At 61.0% G+C, this 25,794-nt stretch carries 15 protein-coding genes; 13 read left to right on the top strand and 2 right to left on the bottom strand.

Going from position 1 to position 25,794, the window contains the following annotated elements; translation table 11 throughout:
* Window positions 1–245 precede the first annotated feature (245 nt).
* Entirely contained in the window at window positions 246–1,343 is a 1,098-nt protein-coding gene (locus IEY70_RS21160) for an IS1 transposase (RefSeq protein ID WP_229778094.1), read from the top strand.
* A gap of 175 nt (window positions 1,344–1,518) precedes the next feature.
* Here the strand turns inward: IEY70_RS21160 and IEY70_RS19255 are convergent, their stop codons facing one another.
* The gene (locus tag IEY70_RS19255) at window positions 1,519–2,358 is read right to left on the bottom strand and encodes an SHOCT domain-containing protein (RefSeq protein ID WP_189066647.1); all 840 of its coding nucleotides are present in this window, start codon (window positions 2,356–2,358) and stop codon (window positions 1,519–1,521) included.
* Between the two features lie 435 nt (window positions 2,359–2,793).
* On the opposite strand from IEY70_RS19255, the gene IEY70_RS19250 reads away from it, so the two are divergent.
* The 10 genes from IEY70_RS19250 (at window position 2,794) to IEY70_RS19205 (ending at window position 23,639) form a co-directional block, all read left to right on the top strand.
* A complete protein-coding gene (locus IEY70_RS19250; protein WP_189066646.1) occupies window positions 2,794–4,989 on the top strand; it encodes an ATP-binding domain-containing protein in 2,196 nt (731 codons plus the stop codon).
* An 89-nt stretch (window positions 4,990–5,078) separates the two neighbouring features.
* Window positions 5,079–6,200 carry an HNH endonuclease signature motif containing protein gene (locus tag IEY70_RS19245; RefSeq protein WP_189066645.1) on the top strand — a complete coding sequence of 374 codons (1,122 nt, stop codon included), beginning with the start codon at window positions 5,079–5,081 and terminating at the stop codon, window positions 6,198–6,200.
* A gap of 226 nt (window positions 6,201–6,426) precedes the next feature.
* Complete coding sequence (locus IEY70_RS19240; RefSeq protein ID WP_189066644.1) at window positions 6,427–7,458, top strand: hypothetical protein; 1,032 nt, start codon at window positions 6,427–6,429, stop codon at window positions 7,456–7,458.
* 207 nt (window positions 7,459–7,665) lie between these two features.
* Complete coding sequence (gene mads2, locus IEY70_RS19235) at window positions 7,666–9,666, top strand: methylation-associated defense system DNA methyltransferase MAD2 (protein ID WP_189066643.1); 2,001 nt, start codon at window positions 7,666–7,668, stop codon at window positions 9,664–9,666.
* On the top strand, window positions 9,663–11,051 hold the full coding sequence (mads5, locus tag IEY70_RS19230) for a methylation-associated defense system restriction endonuclease subunit S MAD5 (protein ID WP_189066642.1): 1,389 nt from the start codon (window positions 9,663–9,665) through the stop codon (window positions 11,049–11,051). The genes mads2 and mads5 overlap by 4 nt, the downstream gene beginning before the upstream one ends.
* Before the next feature lie 31 nt (window positions 11,052–11,082).
* Window positions 11,083–15,219 (top strand): methylation-associated defense system protein kinase MAD6, encoded by a 4,137-nt coding sequence (gene mads6 / locus IEY70_RS19225; RefSeq protein ID WP_189066641.1) that lies wholly within the window; start codon window positions 11,083–11,085, stop codon window positions 15,217–15,219.
* Window positions 15,220–16,842, top strand: a complete 1,623-nt coding sequence (gene mads7 / locus IEY70_RS19220) for a methylation-associated defense system protein MAD7 (RefSeq protein WP_189066640.1) — start codon at window positions 15,220–15,222, stop codon at window positions 16,840–16,842. It begins immediately after the preceding gene.
* On the top strand, window positions 16,839–22,241 hold the full coding sequence (mads8, locus tag IEY70_RS19215) for a methylation-associated defense system ATP-binding protein MAD8 (RefSeq protein WP_189066639.1): 5,403 nt from the start codon (window positions 16,839–16,841) through the stop codon (window positions 22,239–22,241). Before mads7 ends, mads8 begins: the two co-directional genes overlap by 4 nt.
* 215 nt (window positions 22,242–22,456) lie before the next feature.
* Window positions 22,457–23,290 carry a hypothetical protein gene (locus IEY70_RS19210; protein ID WP_189066638.1) on the top strand — a complete coding sequence of 278 codons (834 nt, stop codon included), beginning with the start codon at window positions 22,457–22,459 and terminating at the stop codon, window positions 23,288–23,290.
* 1 nt (window position 23,291) lies between these two features.
* Window positions 23,292–23,639 carry a hypothetical protein gene (locus IEY70_RS19205; protein ID WP_189066637.1) on the top strand — a complete coding sequence of 116 codons (348 nt, stop codon included), beginning with the start codon at window positions 23,292–23,294 and terminating at the stop codon, window positions 23,637–23,639.
* Between the two features lie 107 nt (window positions 23,640–23,746).
* On the opposite strand, the gene IEY70_RS19200 is transcribed toward IEY70_RS19205, so the two are convergent.
* Window positions 23,747–24,691, bottom strand: a complete 945-nt coding sequence (locus IEY70_RS19200; RefSeq protein ID WP_189066636.1) for a tyrosine-type recombinase/integrase — start codon at window positions 24,689–24,691, stop codon at window positions 23,747–23,749.
* A gap of 125 nt (window positions 24,692–24,816) precedes the next feature.
* On the opposite strand from IEY70_RS19200, the gene IEY70_RS19195 reads away from it, so the two are divergent.
* Both IEY70_RS19195 and IEY70_RS19190 read left to right on the top strand, forming a co-directional pair.
* Window positions 24,817–25,197: a helix-turn-helix domain-containing protein gene (locus IEY70_RS19195; protein WP_189066635.1), complete on the top strand. Its 381-nt coding sequence runs from the start codon at window positions 24,817–24,819 to the stop codon at window positions 25,195–25,197.
* Window positions 25,194–25,754 (top strand): PIN domain-containing protein, encoded by a 561-nt coding sequence (locus IEY70_RS19190; protein WP_189066634.1) that lies wholly within the window; start codon window positions 25,194–25,196, stop codon window positions 25,752–25,754. The genes IEY70_RS19195 and IEY70_RS19190 overlap by 4 nt, the downstream gene beginning before the upstream one ends.
* Window positions 25,755–25,794 lie beyond the last annotated feature (40 nt).

Genomic DNA, 25,794 nt, shown 5'->3' with positions numbered 1-25,794 from the left:
AGTGCGCATACATTCACGAGAACGGCTCCCCGCTTATTTGTCAAAAAAACCTTCCGGACTACTGGTGGTAGTTGGCTGGAACTAGACTCTGTTGGCGAATTCAGGTGATAGCTCCCAGACTCCGCATTTCTCGTTGCCGAGTCGCGATGATCCGCCCCACCCAACAGCAGTTTTCGAATTCGCCAACAAAGTCGAACTATGCCCGACACCACTGAAATGGGAGCGTCCGGGGCGTATCCCCGGACGTGTCAAAAGAGCTCCCAATCGAACGTTTCGTCTGTCAGAATCCCGCCTGTCCAGTCCAGCACCGCGCTCAGCAGGGCAATATCAAGCTCCGACGACGATACGGGCCTCACCGCCGACGACTCCTCAAATGCACCACGTGCGGCACTGAATTCAGTGAACTCAAAGGCACGCCCTACTGGAACGCACGCTGCTCCCAGGACACCGTCGACGCCGTCGTCAATCACGTCACCCACGGCAACAGCTTCGTCACGACCGCTGAACTGGTCGGCTGCCACCGCACCACAGTCGCGCGGATCGTCCGCACTGCCGGCACCCATGCACAGCACCTCCACGACCTGAATGCTCGTGACCTGCAGGTCACGAGCATTCAGGCAGACGAGCGCTACGGATTCGTCGGCCGCAAGAAGGAGCCCGCCTGGGACGCGACCGTCATCGATCCCAGCAGTAAGTTCCTGATCCAGGGCGAGGTTGGCGAGCGCACCGCCACCCTGACGCGGTCATTGCTCGTTCAGACCAAAGAACGCCTCGCTGATCCGCATGGACTGGTCCTGTTCACGGACGGTTTTCTGTCGTACCAGACGTTATTCCCTGAAGTGTTCGGCAGGCCGTACCGGCCCGCGAGGCAGGGGACACGGGGGCGGTTCCCGAAGACGGCTTACCGGATCCCGCGATCCTCGGCGCACGTACGGATCATCAAGGAGTATGCCGGGAAGCGGGTCGTGAGCGTCCGAACCGAGATCGCCGCAGGGACTCGCACCCGGGTGCACGAGGAACTGCAGCGGTTGGGCTACCGGAAGCCCAATACCTCTGCCGTGGAGCGTCAGAACGCGACGGCGAGACGCATGAATCCCCACCTGGCGAGGAAAAGCCTCGCATTCGCGAGGCTGACGGTCCACCGGGTGAGCCTGGCTCATCTGGTCCAGGGGACCTACAACTGGTGCCGAACGCAACGTGGTCTTCGGAAGAAGCTTGACGTCCCTAGGGGACGTCAACAGTACCTCCAGCGCACACCGGCGATGGCGATTGGGCTGACCGATCGCGTCTGGACGCTGCGAGCGTGGCTGTCACGGCCTCAAGGCGTTTCCTGTCGGGCATAGTTCCAGCCAACCACCCTACTGGTCAGACATGATTTAATTCAAATTGTCCAGTACTGAAGGTGCCTTCACCAGGACGCCGTCCTGGTGACCTGGGATCGGCGGCGCGTTTCTCCCGGCTGAAGAGGGCGGCGTACTTGCGTTCCCGCCATTCGATTACCTCGATGCACGTTGATACTTATGCAAGGCGTTTAAAAATATCGGCCTTAAGTATTTCGAATTCGTGATCGCTGATTATGGATTTTTCGCGAAGCTCGCCCAGTTTTTTGAGTTCATCGATAAAGTCGATGCTACCCGACGTCTTCTCTATCTGAAGGGCAGTTGCAACCGTGGATTCTTGACTAGGAATTCGGTCGAATGTTCGCGCCGTTTCGACGTGATGCGTCTGAACGTAATCTACTTTAAAGTCATAAAACCTCTTGCCTGCTTGAGAGATTTCGGAGAGAAAGTAACTATTGACGCCAGCACCCACAATGCCGCCGAGAATGGGCACCCACCCGGCCGCGAACTTCGCGCCTGCCTTGGCGCCGATCTTGGCACCCACCTTGGCGCCGACCTTGCCAGCCAGCTGATTCCCTGCAATGACACCGAACTGATGCCCTAAGCCCTTGGAGAGCGACTTCAATGCCAGCTTGGCGCCCCCCACGCCAACAAGGTCAGCCCCGACCTTGTTGGTCACTACCTTCGTAATATCCTCGTCACCCGACCACAGTGCCAGGATGAGCGCGAAGTCCTCCCGCTCCAGAAAATTGTCTCCCAGGGATTGATGACACTTGATCGCTCCAATCCCATAACAGCAGACGGCCATCCGATTCATCAGGAACGCAATATCAGCCGCTGCTCCCACCAGATGAAGGCCAGGAATTGCGCCCGATACGGCTCCACTGGCCATCACTGCTAAAGACTGACCCCCTGTGAATTCATCCAGATTCCTCTCTCTATGAGCTTTGTACAGCTCATCCAGATCGGGCGTCAAACTATCGAACGTGCTGATAACGGCGCTTCCCAGATTACTCATACCCCCCCCCTCAGTTCGATGAATAAGTTTCCAGAACTGCACGGCAACGCATCAAATTTGAAATTCAATCCAGGAATTCTCAAAGGAGATGCGAAAAGCAATCCCGAACAGGCACAGGCTCATCGCTTCCTGCGGTACTGTTCACAGCGGGTCAGGTGAGACACGCCGAGCTTACTCAACGGTTACGCGTCGTGCTGCCTCACTTGCGCCGAATACGGATTCCGCCTGTAATGGTCACCCGATCGAACGACCTGGCCTGACCTCTACGCTGAATAACGTCGAGGAGAGAATCGGAGCGCGGGGCAATCGTGCATCTCCTGTGGTCCGGGGAACGAGGCAGTGAGCCAGGGCACCACCAGTCCACTCCGGTCAACCTCCGCTCCCCGGCGCATCTGCGGCCTGATCGGACCGGGGAGCGCGGTATCCTGCGGCCCTATGGCCGATTTCGTGGTGACGGAGGCCTTCGGAGGTCCGGGAGAGGAAGGGGAGCGGCGGGTTTTCGAGGCCGTCAAGGCCGCGTACGCCGGCGAGGACGTCCTGGGGTTCTGGCGTTACCCCCTCGTGACCCGCGAGACGGTGCGGGAACCGGACATCCTGATCGCCGATCCGGAACTCGGGCTGGTCGTGATCGAGGTCAAGAGCCTCCCGCTGGACATGATCGCGGGCGTGAGCGGGTACCGCTGGGACCTCGCCCGGCCGTACTACGGCAAGGCGCACCTCAACCCGTACGAGCAGGCCCGCAGGCAGGCCCAGCTGCTCGGCGAACTGGCCGTCCGCCGGGGCGACCTCGCGCAGCTCGCCACGCGGGCCCTCGTGGCACTCCCGCTGATCACGCGGGAGGCGTGGGACGGGCGGTTCGGGCACCTGCTGAGCGACGTGCCGATGCTGTTCGCGGACGAGCTGACCCCCGCGCGGCTGCGCGCCGCGCTGGAACGGACCCCGCCCGTACGGTACGGGCAGCCGCTGGACGACGCGGCCTGGGCGGCGCTGCGCAGCGCCCTGGGGACCAGCGGGAACGTCCCGAAACGCGTGATCCGGCCTCCCGCTCCGGCCGCGACGCCCGCACCGGTCCGGCGGGCGGACCTGGTGACGCGCAGCGCGCGTCACCTGCATGCCTTCGACCTGCAGCAGGAACTGATCGCCAAGACCATCCCGCCCGGCCCGCAGCGCATCCGCGGGATCGCCGGGAGTGGGAAGACGGTACTGCTCGCGCAGAAGGCCGCGACGATGCACCTGCGCCACCCGGACTGGAACGTGGCGCTGGTGTTCTTCTCGCGGAGCCTGTACGACCAGATCCGCGCGCAGGTCGACCACTGGCTGCGGCAGGCCAGCGGCGGCGAGCAGTCCCTGCAGACCGCCGGGCACCGCCTGCGGATCCTGCACGCCTGGGGCAGCCGGGACCAGCCGGGCTTCTACCGTACGCTGGCGTCACAGGTGGGCGTCACGCCGCTCACCGTGGACCGCACGCCGCCTGGCAGTCCGACCAGCAAACTGCTGTTCGCCTGCCGGGCCCTGCTGCTCGACGCGCAGCTCACGCAGCGGTCCCTGCAGGTGTTCGACGCGGTGCTGATCGACGAGGGGCAGGACCTCGTGCATGAGGAGGCGGCCCTGAACTTCGAGGAGAAGCAGGCGTTCTACTGGATGGCGTACCAGAGCCTGCGCCCCGTCGCGCGGGACGCCCTGCTGGACACCGGGGAACCGGAGGCGCGGCGGCTGATCTGGGCGTACGACGAGGCGCAGAGCCTGGATACGCTGACCATCCCGAACACCCGGGAACTGTTCGGTGATCAGGGCGCGGCGATCTTCGGGCCGGGCGTGTCGTACCGGGGCGGCATCCGGAAGAGCGAGGTGATGAACCGCTGCTACCGCACGCCGGGACCGGTGCTGCTGGCCGCGCACGCCCTCGGGATGGGTCTGCTGCGGGAGGGGGGCATGCTGGCCGGGTTGACGAACCGAGCCGACTGGCAGTCCATCGGGTACGACGTCGAGGGTCAGTTCCGCAGCGGCAGCGAGGTGACCCTGACCCGCTCGCCCGAGAACTCCCCCAATCCCCTCCCCGGTTTCACGGACGAGCCGCTGGTGACGTTCGATTCCTACCCGACCCGCCGGGCGGAACTCCTCGCCCTGATCGACCGCGTTCAGGCGGATCTGGGTCCGCACGGCCTGCACCCGAGCCGGCAGGTCCTGATCGTCGTGCCGGGCCTGGACTGGGAGCCGTACACCCTGCAGGAGGACGTGTTCAAGGCCCTGCGTTCCGTGAACGTCAGCGTGTACCTGCCCGGCAACAAGGACGTGAACGTCCCGCGGCAGAAGTGGCCGGACACCGACCCGAACGGGTTCTGGCGTGACGGGGCGGTGACGGTCTCGCCGGTCATGCAGGCCAAGGGGAACGAGGCGGACGTGGTGTACGTCGTCGGCGTGGACCGCGTCGCGGCGCGCGAGGACGTCATCCGCCTGCGGAACCAGCTGTTCGTGGGGATCAGCCGCAGTCGCGGCTGGGTGCATCTCAGCGGGTGTGGGATGGACGGTACGCCGCTGGCGGACGAGATCCGCCGGGTGCTCGCGAGCGGGCCGGAGTTGCGCTTCACGTACCGGCAGCCCCGGCGGCAACTCGATGACGTCCGCAACTGAGCGTGCCAGACCGGTCCAGGACGCCTACACCAGCCTGGGCGCGCTGAGTGCCCGGCGTGACGGGCTGTCCCACGCGGAGCGGGGCGACCGTGCCTGACGGGCGCGAACTGCTGGGCACGCTGCTGAGGCACGAGTCCAAGACGAACACCTACAAGTTCGCGCTGGTCCGCGCGCTCAACGATCTCGCGATTGAACACCCATTTCTGCCGGACCGGGACGTGATCGTGCCGCTCCGGCGCGTGGCGCAGCGCTGGCTGGTGTCGTACTGGCCGTTCGTGGGCGAGCGGGAGGTCATGCAGGGGAGCCGTCCCGTCCGGGACGGCGTGCGCCGTCAGGACCTCAGTTTCCGGCCCGCTCTGACCCAGCTGAGGCAGGCCTGGGAGGACCTGCCGTACACCCGCAGTCACCCGGCGGACGGGGCGCTGCTGCTCGCGGCGTACCGCGCGGACCGTGGGGGGTTGAGTCCGGAGCTGGCCTCGCTGACCCGGCAGACCCTGACGGTGATCGCGCAGGCGGTCCGGCAGCCCGTGCGGTACGCCGGGCCGGAGGGCGCGCACGGGCTGTTCGGTGTACCTGCGCCGGTGGCGTCCCTGACGGGGACGCCACTGCCGGGATCGTCACCGCACGAACCGGCGTTCGTCGTGCCCGCCGCGTTGTGGCAGGCGCTGCTGGACCTGTCGCTGTGGGTGGAAGCGCTGTGCCTGCAGCAGTGGAGCCTGTTCGTGGAACGGGTGGAGCAGACGCCACGAGTGACACGCGGGGAGGTATTCACGCTGCTGACGGAGACGCCGGAAGCGCGGGTGCCGCTGACCTGGGAACGCAATCAGGTGCGGCTCCTGATGCTGGAGGGGCGTCCCTTCACCTGCCCGTGGACGGCGCGGCCACTGAGCACGGAGGCGTTCGATCTCGACCACCTGATTCCGGTATCGGTGCATCCCATCAACGAGCTGTGGAACCTGGTGCCGAGCGATCCGCAGCACAACATGCACGTGAAGCGCGCCCGCATTCCTGCGTCGGCGCGCCTCCAGGAGGCCCTGCCCATCCTGGCGCGGACGTACGCGGCGTACGGAGGCTCGCCGGGCCTCTCCGGCAGCCTGCAGCGGGACGTGCAGGGACGTTTCGGGCGCCCCCTGCCCGCGCCGGCACTCGCGGCGGAGGTCGTGCGACTGGGTGAGACGGTCGCCCGGGCCCGCAACGTGCCCCGCTACTGAACGCAGGAGAAGGGACCGGCGCCGGATAGGGGCTTGGGCCGTCCGTGAGTCTGGAGGCTACAGGCACGGCCAGCCCCTCGAGGAACAGGGGCAGAAGGCCTTCCGCCGCGCCCTACGCAGTACGGAGCAGCCTCCATTGCTCCCGACGCCTGCCCTACCGGCACGACCGGCGCCCCCTCTGCCTGCCTCCCGTGAGCAGATCATCCCCGCCTCGCTGGAAGCCGCCATGGACCGGATCCGGCACCCTCGCCCCGGCACACCAGCCGCCTGGGCCGTCGACGCCGTGGAGCGTGCCCGGCCGATCATCGAGGCGCACGTCAAACGCCGTGACGCCCGGCACAAGGCGTTGATGGTGTACCGCGCCCTGGCGCAGGTCGCGTACGGGCTCATTCAGGTCAGGGCGCAGCAGCACGCGCACACGACCACCTACACCTTCTTCACGGTGCTGGACCTGCTCCCCGTCGTGACCGGCCTGTCCAGTGACCAGTGCGAACGCGCCACCCGGCGCCTGCAGGACCTCGGGCTCATTCACAAGACCTCCGGTGCCCTTCCCACCCAGACGGCAGGTAAACGCCAGTACCGGGGCGGCACGTGGGTTCCGACGACCTTCCTCAACGCGGAGGGCCAGAAGGTCACCACACAGGCCTGCGCCGGCACGTGGGTGGCCGTCCTGCTCCGCCCCGCCCCGGGCATCACCGCCAGAGTCATCAGCCACGAACTGCCGCCCTGCCCCCGCGACCTGACCACCGACCGCAAAAAGGGCCGCACCGCCTGGCAGCGTCTGCAAGAGGCGAAAAGTGAAGTGCGGGAGTCATTTCTCCTGACAGGGGATGAGTTTAATATCACCCCCCTACTACAGTGGTCGTTACCAGAAAACAATGAAAAATCCCTGGGTACTGTAGATTCCCGCACTTCCGTGTTCAAAGATGCCAGGACCCCACAGGAGCTTCTGTGGAGCCTCAGTCGCGTCGCCAGTACCCATCCACGTCACCGCCGCGAAGCAGTGCAGGAAGGTGCAGCCCGCCTAGTGCAACTCCTCGACGACGAAGGATGGGAGCAGCACTACTACCGCGTGCTGTGGCGCGCCACCGAAGCGGAATTCCGGGGTTGCCCGGCCTACGCGCAGCTCGCCGCGGCGCTGCAACGCACCCTGATCTCCAAAGCGGAACTCGGCCTCTCGCGGCCAGGCGCATGGCTCACGCATCAACTCCGTGAGTGCGGCTGGATGGACAACGTGTACCACGTGAAATCCGCGTAGGCGGCCGCAATAGGCCACGGATCGCCAGGAGCATGTCCTGAGGACAACCTGTTCGGTAGCGAAACTACCACTCGTATGGAACCGCAGTCCGTCCAAGACGGTGTTTTTCCGGATCAGAGTTGCCCGATGGAGTCTTTTGCCTGTTCAGCAGTCTGAAGCGGCAAGAGAGGACGTGTGACATCGGAAAAAGCGCGATAATAACACGGAATGACTACTGCCGAGTCCACCATCACGCTGCCAGACGGCATGATCTTCGATTACATCACCAACAAGCCCGTCAAGGACTCTGCTAAGGAACAGGTGCGCCAGCGCACGGCGCACGCCATCCCCAAAGAGTTCGGAATCAGCCTCGCTGACATGACGATCAACTTCCCCATTCCAGTAGGCGGCCGCAAGCGGAAAGCGGACCTCGTCGTGTTCTCGCACGGAGCGGACCACACGCTCGAAAACGTGCAGCGCATCGTGCTCGTCAAAGCGGAACCCACCAAGAAGAGCGCCGCTGGCCTGCGCACGCACGAACAGGCCGAAGGGGATCTGCGCGAACTGGAAGAGCTCCTGGCGGCGACCCCAAACGCCCGGTATGGGATGTGGACGAACGGGACGGAGCTGTTCTTCCTGGAACGGTACTCCACGAAGTTCGAGGAGCGCTTTGAACCGATTGCTGACTGGCCCATGGGAGACGAGAGCCTCAGCGACCAGAACTTCGCGAGTGTGCAGCGCCTGCGCCGGGCAGACGCAGAGATGCTGCGCACGACTTTCCGCCGCTGCCACAACTTCATTCACGGGAACGAAGGCATGCCCAAAGACGCCGCCTTCTGGCAGTTCCTGTACCTGATCTTCGCGAAGATGCAGGACGAACGTGCTCCCCGCACCGGTCGGCGCTTCTTCGCTGACCCCCGGGAACCCTACGATCCGGCCGGTCAGCAGAAGATTCGTGACCGCGTCATTCCCCTGTTCAACGCCGTGAAGAAAGACCACCCGGAGATCTTCAAGGGGGATGAGCAGATCACCCTCAGCGACCGGGCGCTGTCGTTCATGGTGAGCGAACTCGGCCGGTACGAGTTCACCCGCGCGGAAATCGACGCAAAGGGAGCTGCGTACCAGGAGATCGTGGGTACGAATCTGCGTGGCGACCGCGGGCAGTACTTCACTCCGCGCGGCCCGATCAAATTGATGGTTGACATGCTCAACCCGCAGCCGCACGAGAAAGTCCTCGACCCGGCCAACGGCACCGGCGGGTTCCTCGTTTCCACCCTCGACCACATCCGGCAACTGTTCGAGGACGGCCTCGATCCCAACCAGACGGAAGAACAGAAGACCGTACAAGCCAAACTGGCCCAGTACGCCAGCCAGAACCTCTTCGGAGCTGATTTCGACCCTTTCCTGGTCCGGGCCACGATCATGAACGTTGTCATGAGCAGCTCGGGCGAGGTGCGGCCCAATATCTACAACATCAACAGCCTGGAATTCCCCGAAGGGCACCTCAGCGGCACGGCAGAAGCCCGTCAGCACATTCCGCTGGGCAGCATCGATGTGCTGATGGCCAACCCACCCTTCGGCAGCGACATTCCCATCACTGACAAGAACATCCTGCAGCACTACGACCTGGCGTACCAGTGGAAGAAACAGGACGATGGCTCGTTCATGAACACTGGCAACCTGCAAAGCAGCGTCGCACCGGAAGTGTTGTTCGTGGAGCGCTGTATCAAATGGGTGAAGCCCGGCGGCCGCCTCGGCCTGGTGCTACCTGACGGCATTCTCGGGAACCCCGGTGACGAGTACATCCGTTGGTGGATCATGCAGCATACCTACGTCCTTGCCAGCGTCGACCTGCCCGTCGAAACGTTTATCGTCGAAGCGAACGTCAACATCCTGACCAGCCTGCTCCTGCTGCGCCGCAAGACCGAAGCCGAGCGGAATTCTGAGATGTTCTCACCGACCCCATTCGAGTACCCCGTGTTCATGGCGGTCGCCGAGAAAGTAGGCTTCGACCGCCGAGGCAACACGCTGTACAAGCGCCACCCAGACGGCGAAGAAATCATCGAGGAATACGACGAGGAACAAGACGTGCGGATCGCCGGACGAACCGAAACTCGCACAGTTCGCAGACGCCGCAAACTGCTGGATGACGACCTGCCTGTTATTGCGCAGAAGTACCGCGAATTCCGTGCCCTACACCCCATGCCTAGCGCCTTGGATGAAGCATGAAAATCGGTAATCCAGACCGACCCATCACGAGCGCATGGCTGACGAAAGAAGGACATCGTTTGGGTGCCCCTCCGTTTCTGTCCGGGGCAGTGGAGGCACGTGTTCTTCTAGATAAACTAACCGTTCCAAAACAAGCATTGCGTGAAGTGACGCATGACGTATTCCATGCTGGAAGAGAAGCTCGGAAATGGGTTTCAGATCCGAATTATGGTGTGCCATTTATGAGCAGCTCGGATGTTCTAACTGCTGACCTCTCAAAATTGCCTCTAATCTCTAAAAAACAAGTGGCAAAGAATCCTCGATTTTTGATAAGTGAGGGCTGGACACTGATTACGCGATCCGGGACAATTGGGCGTATGGCCTATGCGCGGGGCGAGATGGATGGGTTAGCTTGCTCCGAGCACGTTATGCGCGTTGTTCCTAACGCTGATCTCATCTCATCTGGTTATCTATACGCATACTTGGCTAGTCGTTTTGGCAAGACGCTAGTCGCTGGCGGCACTTATGGCGCGGTTATTCAGCATATCGAGCCTGAACACGTATCTGAATTAAGCGTTCCGCGTTTTGGATTTGAATTTGAAAAAAAGATTCATCTTTTAATTAAAGAGGCGGCTGATCTAAGATCGGAGGCAAATAGGAAAATTCATGCCTGTCAAAAAAGAATAGAGGCGCATTTAAAATCGGATTTTCAGGAATTAAATCCTCTATTTAGTATAGTAGAATCAAATAAAATTAAAAGGCTCGATGCTTTTTATTATAATCTGAGATCTCAAGCTGACATCAAAGCATTATCTCTAGAAAAAAGCGTTAAGCTTGGATCCTTAGCGACGGTATTCACGCCAGGGATATTCAAAAGGATACATGTCGATGACCCAGATTATGGCTATCGCTATTTATCGGGAACTGAAATATTTCAAGTAAACCCAAAGGAAAGAGGCTATTTGAGCAAGAATTCAAAGAATATTGACAATTATCTTGTTAAAAACGGTTGGATACTCATGCAAGATGCTGGGCAGGTTGGTGGTTTAATCGGACAAGTGTCTTATTGTTATCCATATATGGACGGTTCTGTTCTTTCAAATCATATTATGAGAATTGCTGCGAATAATCCTGAAGATTCAGCCTATTTATATGCCTTCTTATCATCTAAATTAGGCTACCGACAAATAGTCAGAACTGCTTTTGGTTCGTCCATACCTCAAATCGATCCAAAATATGTCGCGGAAATTGATATATTTTGGCCATCTCGAGAAGAAAGAGCTGGTTTATCAGATGGAATATCTGAGGCTTGGGAGAAGATCAACATAGCGTACAACAACGAGGAAAAGGCCATCCAACTCGTCGAGCAGGCAATTGAGCAGAATTATGTGCCACCCGAGGTCTAGACTGCGCTGAGATCACTCCCGAGGTGCCCCTGTGGCTCATGTGTTTCCAGTAGGTCAACCAGTCAACGACGCCGAGCGAAGGGCCATTGCGGCCCTGCGCGACGGCTTGCCGGACGATTACGTCCTGATTCATAATTTCGAGATCGACTACCAGAACCAGGTTTTTGAGGTCGACCTGGCGATCATGGCTCCGCACGCGCTCTACATCGTGGACGTTAAGGGCACGCGGGGCCGCATTGACGTGGTGGGAGGGAAATGGCTGCCCGATGGCCGTGCACCCTTCCCGTCTCCACTGGCCAAGGTGCGGCATCACAGCAAGGTGATCAAGGATCTCGTCAAGAAGTACGGCGAGACCCGGGGCTTTGACATGTCAGCCATGTACACCGACGCGGCGGTGATCCTGACGGCTCCGGATGCCCATCTGGTGGACACGAGCGAGCGTGATTCCCTGCGAACCGTTCGCCTGGCGGACGCCCCTGCTTATTTCCAGGATCGATCAACCCTGCCGCACTGGGTGAACGGGGAGATGCAGGGGCTCTACCGCGTGGCGTCAGGGGCGTTTGAAACCGTGCTGCAGGTGCCGCCTGAGAAGTCCCTGCGGTTCGGCTCCTGGCTGGTCGATGATCACTTGGGATCAGGGCCGGATTTCGAGGAGTACCGTGCGCACAATGAATTGGCGTCGGCGGGTCGCTCTGCCCGGTTGCGGGTCTATCGTCTAGATAATTACCTGCCGGTCGAGGAGCGTGCGCTGCAGCGCGCTCAGTTGATGAACGGCTTCCAGATGCTCGAGCGTCTTCCGCCGCACCCGGCGGTGCTGCCCGCCCGGGAGTTCTTCGAGACACCGGACAGCGACGCGTTCGTTCTCGTCACAGAGGACCCTGCGGGCCGCGCCCTGTTGCTGCACCTGCGCCGGCCGGATCTGCCGCTGACGTTCGATCAGAAGATCCGGGTGGCGAAGGATCTCCTGGGCGGCTTGGCTCATGCCCACGCGAATCACGTGGTGCACCGGGCGGTCACGCCGGACCGGATCTTGGTGAAGCCAGACGGCACCTCTCAGCTGCTGGGCTTCGAATACGCCCGCCTGGAGAGTGAAGACCGCCGTGAACACACGCTGGCCTTGGGCCTCCTGGAGGACGTCGAGAAGCCGTACCTGGCACCCGAAGTGCTCGATGATCCCAGTGGCGCGACGGCCAGAAGTGACGTGTTCTCGGCCGGTATCGTCCTGTACGAGTTGTTCACGGGCGAGCTCCCGTGGCGGGACGTGACCGAACTGCAGGAGCGGGCCGGCGTGTTTGCCGTGAAGCCCAGTGAGTTGCGGGCAGACTTGCCCGTGTGGGTGGATGGGTGGCTCCAGCTGCTCTGCCGGGTAGACCCAGCGGAGCGCCCTACGGCAGCGGAGGCACTCAGTACCCTGGAGGCTAACCTCAAGCAGGTGCCGGCAGCTGATATCACCCAGCCCACGCTGGAGACCGTCGGTGATCTGAACTACATGGACCTTCCAGCTAACTTCCGGCTATCGGAGAAGTTCCGCGTGCTGGGACGTCTGGGAAAACCCGGGTCGTTCGGTGCAGTGTACGCGGTGGTAGACACCTTTGGGGACGTCAAGCGCGCCATCAAGCTCCTGCGCCCGGACCGCAGCGCTCAACTGGAGCGCTTGAAGACGGAGTACAAGACCCTCCTGAGTCTGCCGGAGCACCCCCGCGTCGTGCGGGTGTACGGCGCGGAGCAGTTCCCGAACAAGATCCTCTCACTGGTGTTCGAGTTCGTGGACGGGCATGACATCGGGGCGCTGTTGGAGAACGACGGGCGCCTGTCGGCCAGCGACGTCCTGACCCTGGGACGTCAGGTGGCCGACGGCCTGCGGCACATGCACGCCCATAAGGTCTTCCACTGCGACATCAAGCCGCGCAACCTCATGTGGTCGAGTGGCGGCGTCAAGATCATCGACTTCAACGTGGCCGTGCGGACTGACTTGGTGGACGAAGATCACCTGGGCGGGACCCGGCGGTATCTGCCGCCGAATGCGGATACGACTGACCTGTCCCCGGAGGCCCTGGCGGACCGGGACGTTTTCGCGCTGGGCGTGACGCTGTACGAGGCTCTGTCGGGCGTGTACCCCTGGGATCCGTCCAGAACTCCAGCGGCTGGGCGCCCACCGCGTCCCCTGACGGAACTGTCCGGACTGACGGACCTGGACGAGGACTTCGCAGCCGTGCTGATGAAAGCCATTCATCCTCAGCGCGCGCAGCGGTACCCCACGGCGGAAGCCTTGTTCCAGGCGCTGGCTGGCGTGCGCGACACGCGCCGCCGCGCCCTCCCGGTACGTACGTCAGGGCTGATGACCCTTCCGGGCAATCTGCTGCAGCCGGAGCAGCCCAACACGAACCCTTTCGTGATTCACCTCAGCACCCTGTACAGCCAGAGTCGCCGGAGCAACAGCGGTACCCGTGGCCTGTCCGAGTACGGGCACCTGACGTACGCCGATACGGCGCTGGACCGTGACCTGCTGCCGGCCGTTCGGGACGGCGCGTACCGCCTCGTGATTGTCACCGGGAACGCTGGGGACGGCAAGACCGCCTTCCTGCAGCAATTCGAAAGTTCAGCCCGGCGGGAGGGCGCTGCTGTCACCCCGCTGCACAACGGCTTCCGGGTGGAATGGGGCGGGCGCAGCTTCCTGGCCAATCTCGACGGAAGTCAGGACCAGGACGGCCAGTTGAACGACGAGGTCCTGCTGGAGTTCTTCGCTCCGTACAAGGATGGAGCCGCGCCTATCAGTGAGTCTCACACCCGCTTGATCGCCATCAACGAGGGCCGGCTCATGGATTTCCTCACCACGCATCACCAGGCCTTCAGCTCGCTGCGCACGAGCGTCGAAGATGGCCTGCGTTCCGGTCTGCCCCAGGGGGACATGGCCGTGGTGAACCTCAACCTGCGCAGCGTCGTGGCGCAGGTGCCGGTGGCTGAGAGCGGCGAGACGGAGCCGGCGCAGACCCTGTCGATCTTTGACCAGCAGCTGATGGCGCTCACCAACCCGGCACTTTGGGCTGCCTGCGAGGGATGCGACCTGAAGCGGCAATGCTATGCCCTGCACAACGCCCGGACCTTCAACGACCCCACCAACGGCAGTCGCGTGCGGGAGCGGCTGCGGACGCTCTACACGCTGGTGCACCTCCGGGGTCGCCTGCACATCACGCTGCGTGACTTGCGGTCTGCGCTCGCGTTCACACTCACGTCGGGTCGCGACTGCGATGAAATTCATGACCTGTACCGGCAGCGGGAGACGCACCCTTACCTGCAGGGCTTTTACTTCAATGCCTGGATGGGTGGGGACAGCAACGCAGACCGGCTGCTGAAGGAACTGGCGGAATTGGACGTGGCGCGCCTGAATGAGCCTCAGCTGGACCGGGCGTTGGATTTCCACCTGGATCAGAGCCACCGTCTGTTCACCTTTGACGGCCGCACGGACTTTGACAGCGAGGTCCTGAACACACTGTTTGCGTCCCTGCCACGCCTGGCTGGGACGAACCCTGAGCAGCTGCGTCAGCGTTTCCACCTGCACCGCACGTACGTCGCCAGCATGCGGCGGAAACTCTTTTTCGAGCGGCGCGATCAGCAGTGGAGCGACATGATTCCGTTCCGGTCTGGCCAGCAGCTGCTCGAACTGCTGCAAGCCAGCGCGGAGCAGCTGAGTCAGGCCAAAGACGGCCTGCTGCGGGCACTCAACCGCAGTGAAGGCATCATCAATCCAGCCATGATGACCGGGCAGCTGGCCCTTCAGGTGCGGGAGGTCGAGCGCGGTGCCATCCGCAGTTACCGCCTATTCCCGGCAGACCGGATGACGCTCCGCGCGCAGGACACCGCTGACCGGGCCAAGTTCGTGGAACACACGCCCACGGGTCTGACTCTCGACTACCGCGAGGAGGACCACTCCGCGCAACTGGTGATCAACCTCGACACCCTGGAAATGCTTGGGCGCCTGAACGTCGGGTACGTGCCAAGCGTTGAAGAACGTGAAGGCCGATACCTCAGCCTGCTGGCCTTCAAGAACGTCCTGGCCTCGCGCCCCTATGACGAAGTCCTCCTCGCCGTCACGGACGAGGAGCTGTACCGCCTCAACCGCAAGGAAGGTGGCGGCTTGACCCTCCGCCCGGCCACCATGGAGCTTTGAATGTCCCTGACCCTGACGAAAACCGACAAGGACTTTGTGTACAGCAAGGTCACCCTCATGGACTTCAAGCCCGTTTCCATGGAGCGCGTGCTGGTCTCCTTCCTCGCTCGACTGCGCAACAACGGCAACACCAGCACCGTCATCCGGCGTGAAGGCGTAGAACTCACGATTCCCGGACTGGTAGAGGAGTACCTGAACAACCCGGAGCTGTTCGAGGGGTTTCAAGAGCACAAAGAGGTCGTGCTGAGCTGGTTCGAAACCCACCTCGTGGACATCGTGAACCGTGGGAAGAAAAACGCTGCGCTGGCCTCCCCCCGGCCCCTACACGGATATGTCTACCGGTTCCGCAATGCGAAGTACTCCAAGGTGTACGGTATCGACCGGCAACTCTACGAACTGCTGTCGTCCGCTGGCCGGGAGGGCCAACTGGCCCTGAGTTCTCTGAGAGCCTTCTTCTTCCCGGAAGAAGACCCCATGACCGGCGCGGCGACCCACCAGTCGTCCCTGGTAGACGTCGAAACGGAAACGCTGCAATACCTCAAAGACCAGGTCAAGCGTGACACGGCATCGAGAGACCGTGAGCTTAACTTTAAGCCGCTCTGCCACGTAGCCCCCAAGCTCCTGGCAGAGGACATCTCCCGGCTGCTGGCCTACCGGAACCATGTGCCGCGCAGCGTGATGGTCGAGTACTTGGTGACCCTGCTCGGGTTCCACCTGGGTCTGTACCTGCTGCGCATGATTCACGTTGTTCCCCGCATGGTGGAAGCCCGCGGGGATTTGTCACCTTGTGGTCACGGTGAACGCTGTCACTGCCACCCATCCATGCTGGTCGACGTGGCCGGGTTGCCGAAAACCAGCATGGCCCGGTTGGCGCAGCGCAGCATGCAAGACCACATCGATCAGATCCCCGTCTTCGTCCGCGCCAATTTCGCGGCCCGTAAACTGGAAGACTACGCGGCCCAACTGCGCAAAACGCGTGGACTGACGCTGGAAAGCCTTAGTGACGTGCTGCGCCTCAGCCACGAACAGTTCACGGCTGACCGGGAAGGTTACTTCCAGAACCGCTTAGGTCGCCTGCTGGACGATCAACCTGAGGATGATCTGCCGCCGGAACAGCACCGGCTGCTGCAGCTCGCTAATACCAACATGGACAAATACCTGGAGCTGATCGTCTTTGAACGGTCGGACTACCACCGGAAATTCGTGCACCAAGCAATCGACTCGTTCTTCTTCAAAAACTCTGCGTCTGCTTTGATCGCCCAGCCCAGCGGGATTGGCGCGCCCAGACGCTTCGTGCTGGGCGGCCGGATCCTCGAAGTGCTCCTACAGATCATGCTGCTCAAGCCAGGTGGACAGGCTGGCTTCCACACCGCGCCGCTGCGTTTCACGGAACTCCTGGATGAACTTCGGGAGCGCTACGGTATTTTCATCGACCGACTTCCAGAGGATCTGGGTGATGCGAGCGTGAGTGATCACGCGGCTCTGCGCGGCAATATCGACGCCATGAAGGTCCGGTTGCGTGAGCTAGGCTTCTACCGCGATCTGTCGGACGCTAGCGCCACCCAGTTCGTGACACCCCGCTACACCGTGGCCAAGACAGGCCACTCGAAAGGGGCCGCATGACACGCGTCAAGAAAGGCATGCACGCTGTAACCGCCGACGATATGAACACCCTGTTGGCCTCACTGCTTGCGCCCGCGCTGCTCTCGCTGGTCGAGCAGCGGGCACCGGGCCACTGCATGCGCGTGACGGACCTGAACCCAGATCTCGCCCGGCAGACCTGTGCGCAACTCCACCAGACGCAACCGGATGTCGAAGCTTACGTTCTGGTCGGCGAACAACCCGAGCATCTGGAAGGCCAACCGTACGGAGTGACGGGTACGCGCCTGGTAGAGCTTCGCAATCCGCTGTCCGATGGATCCTTGCGCCCTCCCCTCCTGGTCTTCATCCCGGCCGGACTCCACGCCTCTGCGGAAGACAGCTTCAGCGTCGCGACCTTCGAGAACGTCTCGTTCCCTCATCTGTACGAGGAGGCGCGTGACTTACTCCTCAGCGGATTCCCGCTGCCCACCCGGACGCTGACCGAGGCGGTCCTGGCCCTGAACGAGGCCAAGCCCAGCCGCGTGGAGATCGTCCGGTACCTGCTGACCATCGCCCTGAATGAGCATGATCCCAGCGTTGTGGGCGCCGCCTTGTACGAACTTCACCTGCTGCCCGACTTCAAGCTCCACCAAGCGGGTGAAGCCCTGGCCCTGCGGCTGCGTCAGAACCTGGACAAGGCCAAGATCATCCTCGATCAGAGTCAGTCGGAGCGTCACCGGGCCCTGAACGTCGGCGTCACTGATCTCGCCTTCCGACAACACATTGCCAACTCCCTGCTGGACTTCCGCGCTGAAGGTGCCGGGGCGTGGCTCCGACACATCGCCACGGACCCGGCGCTGTGGCCCCTGGCGTTTGACCGCTGGCCCCTGCCCGACGCCGTCGCGCAGGACCGGATCGCCATTCAGATCACCGGCACCACGCTCCCACTGGCCACGGAAGGAATGCCGGGCCTGCAGGCCGGGGAGCCGTACCTGCCCATCGGTGACGGAGCCCTTAAGAAGTTCAGGATTGATTTCAAAACCGATCCTGCCCCAAGCCAGTTGCCGAAGATTTCCAAGTTCGTGCTGGAGATCATCTCTCAGGACCAAGGTCCAGTCGGCGTCCTGACCACCCGAAAAGCCTGGCCTAAAGGGGACAAAGCCTACGCCGAGTTCGCGATGACCAAACTGGCCCGGGCGGAGTGGGGACCAGGACTGCACTACGTTCGCATTCGTCCCTATGCCGCCGACGGCAGCATCATCGACCTCGTTGACGAAGACAACGTCAAACTCCCGTGGGGTGGCAGTCAGGAAGACGAGTCGCGCACCTACCCCAACGAACTCTGGTTTTTCGTCTCCTCCGACGCGGAACCGGAGGATGCTCCGCCGCAGAGGGCCATTCCGCGTCTGCCCAGCCTCACCGCCGCCTGGATGCAAGTCAAAGCCAGTGAGAATGCCCAGCAGCGCAAACGCCCGGTTGCGCTCGAACGTCTCACCTACAAGGGTGAGGATGGCGTGTTCGAAGCCTACTTCGGGCGGGACGGCCTGCGGCACATCATGGCTCCCATCCAACTGGCGGAACTGGAGCGACAGATCATGACGTTGGCTCCTCAGGAGCGGACGAGCGTGCTGACCACCTTGCCCAAGCAGCGGACGTACACGCTGGCCAGTGACCCGGTCCCGCCCCTGAGCCTGAGTCCGGCCACCCGGACTTATCTGACGGAACGGCAGCACATGATGGAGCGGATCCGCGGTGCCCACGGTGAAGGCCTCGTGGCCGCGCTGGACTTCCAGGACCCGGATGTGCAGCAGGACGTGCGGAGGCTGGTCCAGACGTATCAGGACGCCCTTCAGGCCCTCTGCGTCCGTGGGGATCAGGAGGCGCTGGTAGAACTGCGCCAAGTGTTGACCTGGGACACGGTGCGCACCTCGATTGCTCAGCAGCGTTCTCTCAAGGACGTGCTGCTGATCGCCCCCATCCACCCCCTGAAGCTGCTGTGGAGTGCCAGCTGGGCCTGCCTGGGGCAGTTGTGGACTCAGGAAGCCTTACCGCCCGCCGTCCGCGAGTTTTACTTCAGCGGCCTGCGGCCCCACGCCTTCCCGGTGCTAGGCAGCACTGGGGACGGCAGCTTGATGTTGCCCGTCACGGAACTGGCCCCCGGGTGGACGCTGTGCACAGCCCCAGCCGAGCGCGACCCGCGCGGGGTGCTCAGTGATCTCTGCGCGGGCCTGCAACTGCCTGAACCGGTCGGCGAGGACGGCCTGCGCGCCGAAGAACTCGCCCGGCGTTTCAGGCGGTACCTGATTCAGCACCCGTACCTCAGCGTCCTGACGATCAATGCCTTCAACGCCGGGCAGGCGGGCCTGCTGGCTGATGCCCTCGTGCTGCTGCAGAAGTCCCCCGAACTGCGCGACATGGCCTACGACGTGCGGTTGTTCGTGGACGATCCGCTGGCAGCCGGGGTGGGGCAGGGCCTCCTCAACCTGCTCAACCACAGCGGAAAGACCACAGACCGCAACGCGGAAGCGTTTGGGATGTCGACTGGCGACACGCTGAGGCCAAAACTGGGCCTGGCCATCCGACCCTTCAGTGAGTTCCAACGCGACGGTCGCCAGCACACCGCTCACGTCTCACTCCTCTTCGACCTCTTCCCAGCCGGGGAAATCAAAGCGCAACCGGCCAGGGACGAGGATAGGCGGCTGCCCTTCCACGGGCTGACACAGGATTTCAGTACCCAGTACACCGAAACCGACGAACTGGCCCGCTGGGAGCGGCAACCGGTCTTCGGCATCGCAGAGCCGATCACCGCGGACGATTACCTGACGCCGTATCTGGGCAGCCTGCCGAAAATCCTGTCCGCCAGCTTCACGGCGGTCGCCACCGGCGAGTACCAACCACAGCTCAAGCCCACCGTGACCCTCACACTTGGGTCCGAGCAGCGGGCGCTCCTGCACCAGATTCACGAGGTCAGCGACTGGGTCGTCACCATCGACCGGAACCTCGGTGTCGAATTCTTCGATCATGGCCGGGAGGAGCGCCCCGAGTACCTGATTGACCACGCCTCGAAAACGTCCAGCAACTTCCAGCTCGTCGTGAGTTCGCGCGAGAACGAAGAGCTCGAGGTGATGCTGCGCCCGGTCCTCAAAGAGTACGGGCTGCCGCAGGAGCGGGCGCTGGCCACCCTGACGGCCCTCCACGCCTTGTCCGGCCGGCTGGCCTTGAAACTGCTGTCCACCAGCAACGAACAGGCGGAAGTGCTGGGACTCGCGTTGGCCAAGCTGTTCCTGGAATACCAGGGTGCCCTCCACAACCAGTTGATTGTTCCCCTCGACACCCACCCCGAGCTGAACCAAGCAGAAGACGCCCTAGATCTTCACGTTCGCCGTACCGACCTCGCCCTGATCGACCTGGACGCGGAGAACCGGACCGTCACCGTGCGCCTCGTTGAAGTGAAGTGTTACCGGCACGTGCACGGGCTGCTGGGCTACGAGCAACTCAAACTCAACATCGCCGAGCAGGTTAGAGACAGCGAAGTGCGCTTACAGCGCCTGTTCGCTCCTCAGCGCAAGGAAACCCACCCGGCCCTGGCCCCGCTCCGGGCGAGGCAATTCGCTCAACTGCTCACGCCGTACCTGGACCGCGCGCAGCGCTACGCCCTGATCGAGCAGGGCGCCTATGACAGCGGTCACGCTCTTCTCAGCACCCTGGAAGAGGGATACGAACTTCACTTCGAGCGTTCCGCCGTCATCTTCGACTTCAGCGCCGATCAGTACGAGATGACCGTGGAAAGCGGCATCGAATACCACCGGGTCGGATTCGACGCCATTCAGGATCTGATGTCCATCGCACCGGAACAGCGAGGACAGACTGTGGATCTCGCCCTGACGGAAACGTCGACGCTTCCCAAACTCAACGACGTCAGTTTCCAGCCCAGCCGCAAGAGGCAGTCTGTCGGACAGAACGAGTTGCCGTTCGGACCGCCGGAAACTCGCCAACCACCCAGTCTCTCTTCTGACCGGCCAGCCGTGTCGGTCGTACCCACTACCGTTGATTCAACGAATGAGCTCCCACAAGCTGAAGTGCACGTGGCCCCGGTGGTCCCCAGGTCCCTGGAAACGCCACAGCCCGCTGCAACTGAAACCCCCACTCCGGTGATTGAGACGACCGCAGCTCCGGTCCGTGAAGAGCGTTCCACACCAGCACAGGCCGTACCTACAGTGGAAGTACCCACACACGGCCTGACCTACGACGTCATCCTCGGGTCGACAAAAGCCACGCCTCAGTTCGGCCTGTTGGGCGAAGTTGCAGGTCGTAAAGTCGCCCTGGATCTGAATGAGACCCACACGATCAGCCTGTTCGGTGTTCAGGGCGGCGGAAAGAGCTACACCCTGGGTACCATCATCGAGATGGCCACCATGCCGATTCCAGGGATCAACCAGCTGCCATCGCCCCTGGCCTCGGTGATCTTCCACTACAGCAATACGCAAGAGTACGCCCCAGAGTTCGTGAGCATGAATCAGGCGAATACGGAAGCCCAACAAATCGCCACGCTGAAGGCACGGTACGGCGCAGACGGACACGCTCTTCAGGACATCGTTTTGCTGGCCCCGCAGGACAAGGTGGAGGAACGGCAACGCGAGTACCCAGATCTGACGGTCAAACCGCTGCTGTTCTCCGCGAGCGAGTTGCAAGTCAGTCACTGGCAGTTCCTTCTGAATGCCGTGGGGAACAACAGCATGTACATGCGGCAGTTCAAGTCGCTGATGCGTGAACACCGCAAAGACCTCAAGATCAGCGTGCTGCGCGAGGCAGTGGAGAACAGCACCATGACACCCTCCGCGAGGGAACTGGCGCTAGCCCGGCTCGACCTGGCGGCCGATTACATCCACGACGACGCGCAGATCAGCAGTTTCCTGAGGCCTGGGCGCCTGGTCATCGTCGATCTCAGGGACGAATTCATCGAGAAGAGCGAAGCACTGAGCCTGTTCGTTATCCTTCTGCAGCTCTTCGCAGACGCTAAATTCGATGATCGCCCATTCAACAAACTGGTGGTATTTGACGAGGCACACAAGTACATTGACGATCCCGAATTGATCGGAAACGTCGTGGAGATCATCCGCGAAATGCGCCACAAAGGAACGAGCATTCTCCTGGCCAGTCAGGACCCGTCGTCTGTGCCGGTCAAGATGATTGAACTCAGCACGCAAATCATCCTGCACAAGTTCAACAGTCCAGCTTGGCTCCGTCACATTCAGAAAGCCAACGCGGCACTCGCCAGCCTCACGCCCAATGGCATGGCTGAACTGCGCCCTGGTGAGGCATTTATCTGGTCGAGCAAAGCCTCAGACGCAGCCTTCACCAGTCGGGCCATGAAGATCTCTGGTCGCCCGCGGGTCTCACGCCACGGAGGAGATACGAAACAGGCCGTTAGGCAGGACTGACACGGATTCCGTTCGCTCAGTTAATTGATTGGCACATAATCAGTAGACCTCTGGTGAAAGTCCCTTTGTCTTTCGAGTCTGCGCCCGGATTCCTCCTTGGAGGCAGCAGAAGCGCGGAGGTGGGGCGGCCTGCAAGTCTCACTTTCGCCGGAGGTTTATTTTTCAAAGCCCCCCAAAAGAGCCGACGATTGGAAATCTCGATATTGAGGACAAAAATGAAAGAAACGCCGTTAGTCTTTAAATTAGTTAAATATTTATTAATTATCATTCTACTTGCCTTTTTGATTGCAGCTATGGCGTGGTTTTTAAGAAATGACCTGCTCCCTTCATTGACTCACCCGCCCTCCGGAAGTCGTTCCATAGCGATTCAAGCCATATCTGCAGTGTTAACAACATTTGCAACACTGGTCTTGCTATATATAAATTTCAGATCCGAAAATCGGTCCCAGCGGGCCGAAGCAACTACGATTATTACTTTGCAAAAAACAGATGAATTGGTTCAGGCAACGGTTCATATGGCTGCTGCAACTCAGCAGCAAGCTGAATCTCTGCTGATTCAGAACAAATACCTCCGGGAAAGCAACGCTATGAAGATAAGATATAACCTTCTTCCAATAATATCTAGAGATGCGAGAGGGGAATTTGATGAGCTTCATATAGTTAACATCAGCTCATCTGTGTTAGTCATTGCTGACATTAGGAGAGATGATAAAGACTTTAACGATTACATATTCGGTATCGAAAATACTTTAGCTTCGGGAAATTATAGCTATAAGCTATTGAAGCCCGGGGAATCGCTGATTATCTTGAAAAAGGGTGAAATAATTGCAAGACCTGGAGACACTTATAGGTTTGATATTGGAATCTATTATGGTCTCGCGGGAGATTCGAGACAAAATATATCTTTTAAAATAGTTTTTGGTTCTAGCGAGACTGCTTCAATTAGCAATTATAGCGACACCAATCCATCTAGACCTGTAGAGAAATTCACCAAGGAATCCGAAGGAATATATAAAAGATCTGTCGATAGCGGCAATCTTAAGGAGTAATATGTATTACATAAGTCCCAACAAGCTTCCCACCGCTAAAATAGATATTCCAAAATACGATGCATATGGTATTAAGGACGATTATTTCATATTAAAGCCATCTGATGAAGATTTGGAATTCGATTCCAAAGATCTAGACCAGAGAGAGCGGGGGTTGGCCGAAAACTATATCCCGCCAATCATTGCCCTTATTGCAGTGAAGGGAAGTGATATGTATACGGCATTCAGCCTAAATAGTGGCACAATGAAGGCTATCATAGATGAAGAGAGATATTTAGTAACACTTATGGCTGATAATTTTACGAATAGCAATTCGCAATATTTTGCCGCCGGATTGGCGAAAATGTAATAGTATAGGCTTGTTTCCGGTAATGAATTACAGGTCTTTAATAGGCTGACCACATGTTTTCTTGCGGAATTTCGCTCTGAATTCATGCTTCCCGCTGTTGAGCGATCTCACCACTGACCGACTCGTCTACGCAGACTGTCGTCACTCCATTTGGCGTAGATGCGGGCAGTTTCTAGTACGGCGTGTCCGAGGTGACGGGCAACGTCGTCAAGTGACGCACCTTCTTTCGTCAGGCGGGTGCCGGCGTAATGCCTCAGGGCGTGATAGCCCCTATAAGCAATGCCCGCCCGCAGACAGAGGCGACGCAGTCGCTCGACGGCGGCGGGATAACTGCCCCCGATCAGCGAGCCCGACTGTTCGGGGAGGCAGTTCAGCGCCCGAATCAGGGTTTCTCCGATGACGACTCGTCGCTGTTTGCCGCCTTTTCCGTGCCGCACCGTGAGTTCGCGCCCGTCCAGGTTGATGTCCGCGCCTTTGACGGCCAGCGCTTCACTGATTCTGAGACCGCCGTGGGCGCACAGCAGGATCAGGGCCTGCATCCGCTCGTCGGCGTGCTCCAGGAGGGCCTGCACCTCGTCGTGGGTGTAGGGGCTGCGCTTGTCCCACGCAGCTGTTTTCTCCCGCACAGGTTTGACGTCGTTGAACGGGGCGGCCTGGGTGGCGTCGGCCCACCGCAACGCCGCGTAGAAGAGGCGGACGCCGGCGAGTTGCACGCGGGTGCTGGACGCACTGAGTCCTTCTGCCTCGACAGTGCGTACGAAGCGGACGCCGTCACTGGAACTGGCCCGCAGGAGATTGACGGCCTGTGCACCGGCATAGGTCAGGTAGCGGTTGACCGCCCAGCGGTAGGCCTTGAGGGTGCGGGGGCTGATCGCGGTGCCGCTGGATCCGTGCAGGGTGAGGTAGGCCTCGGTCAGAGACCAGAGGATGTCTGCTTCCTGATCCCGGATGGCGAGGACGGCCCGCCTCTTCCTCTCTTCGGGACTGAGGTCACTCCACGTCTTGGCCCGGTCGAAGGTAGTGGTTCGAAGGACGTCGAGGGCGAAGGTCATACCCTATAGATAACATAGATTAACTCTTGGTTTCGCCAAAAATCAGTCTACTGTTCCTCATGTTTCGTTCGATTCATTCCTTTTGCTTATTTCGTTTATTTCGTATCATGAGGCAGGAGGTTCCCATGTCCGTTCCCTTCATCCCCACCCCCGCCGACACCCAGGACGCCCAGCGCCAACTCCAGCAACTCCAGCGCACCCCCGCCACCGGCCGCCTCGCGGGTCTCCTCGAAGATCTCCTTCAGCAACTCGCCGCCGGTAAGGCCGTTCAGGTGCTGACCCTCGACCGGGAGATCAGCACCCAGCAGGCCGCCGAACTCCTGAACGTCAGCCGCCCCTACCTGGTGAAGCTCATCGAGGAAGGCCAGTTCCCCCACCGCAAGGTCGGCCCCCGCCGCCGGCTGTACCTCGAAGACGTCCTCGCCTACAAAGCTGGCCTCGACGCCCAGCGTCAGGCGGCCCTTCAGTCCCTGGCCGACGACCTGCAGGACCTGGAGTCGGATTGACCCCGAAGTACACGGCGCTGTACGACGCCAATGTCCTGTACCCCTCCCTGCTGCGTAACCTGTTGATGCACTTGGCGGTGTCCGGCCTGGTCGCCGCCCGCTGGACCGACGCCATCCACGACGAGTGGGGCCGGAACCTGCTGCTCAACCGCCCCGACCTCGGGGCGCCGCGAGTCCAGCGGATCCGGGCCCTGATGGAGCAGGCCGTCCCCGACGCGCAGGTCACCGGCTATGAACCGCTGATCGAGAGCCTGTCGCTGCCTGACCCGGATGACCGGCATGTCCTCGCGGCGGCCATTCACGCACAGGCGGACGTGATCATCACGCTCAACCTCAAGGACTTTCCCCGCGAGCACCTGGAACCCTACGGCGTGCGGGTGATGACGCCCGACGCGCTCCTGCTGGCGCTCCTGGCAGCGGAGCGCCTGGCCACCCGGGACGCGCTGGAAGGCCTGCAGAATAGTTTCCGGCGACCACCCGTCACTTGGGAGGAGTTGACCGATCGGCTCACTCAAGCTGGTCTGGTCAGAAGCATAACTGACATCTTTCAGTTTTAAGCAGCATGCTGGCGAGTGCTGTCCCAGACGGCTAAAATCC

The sequence above is a fragment of the Deinococcus seoulensis genome, from assembly GCF_014648115.1.
GTDB lineage: Bacteria > Deinococcota > Deinococci > Deinococcales > Deinococcaceae > Deinococcus > Deinococcus seoulensis.
Note: the sequence above shows the minus strand (reverse complement) of the source record. Positions and strands in the feature narration are given on the sequence as shown.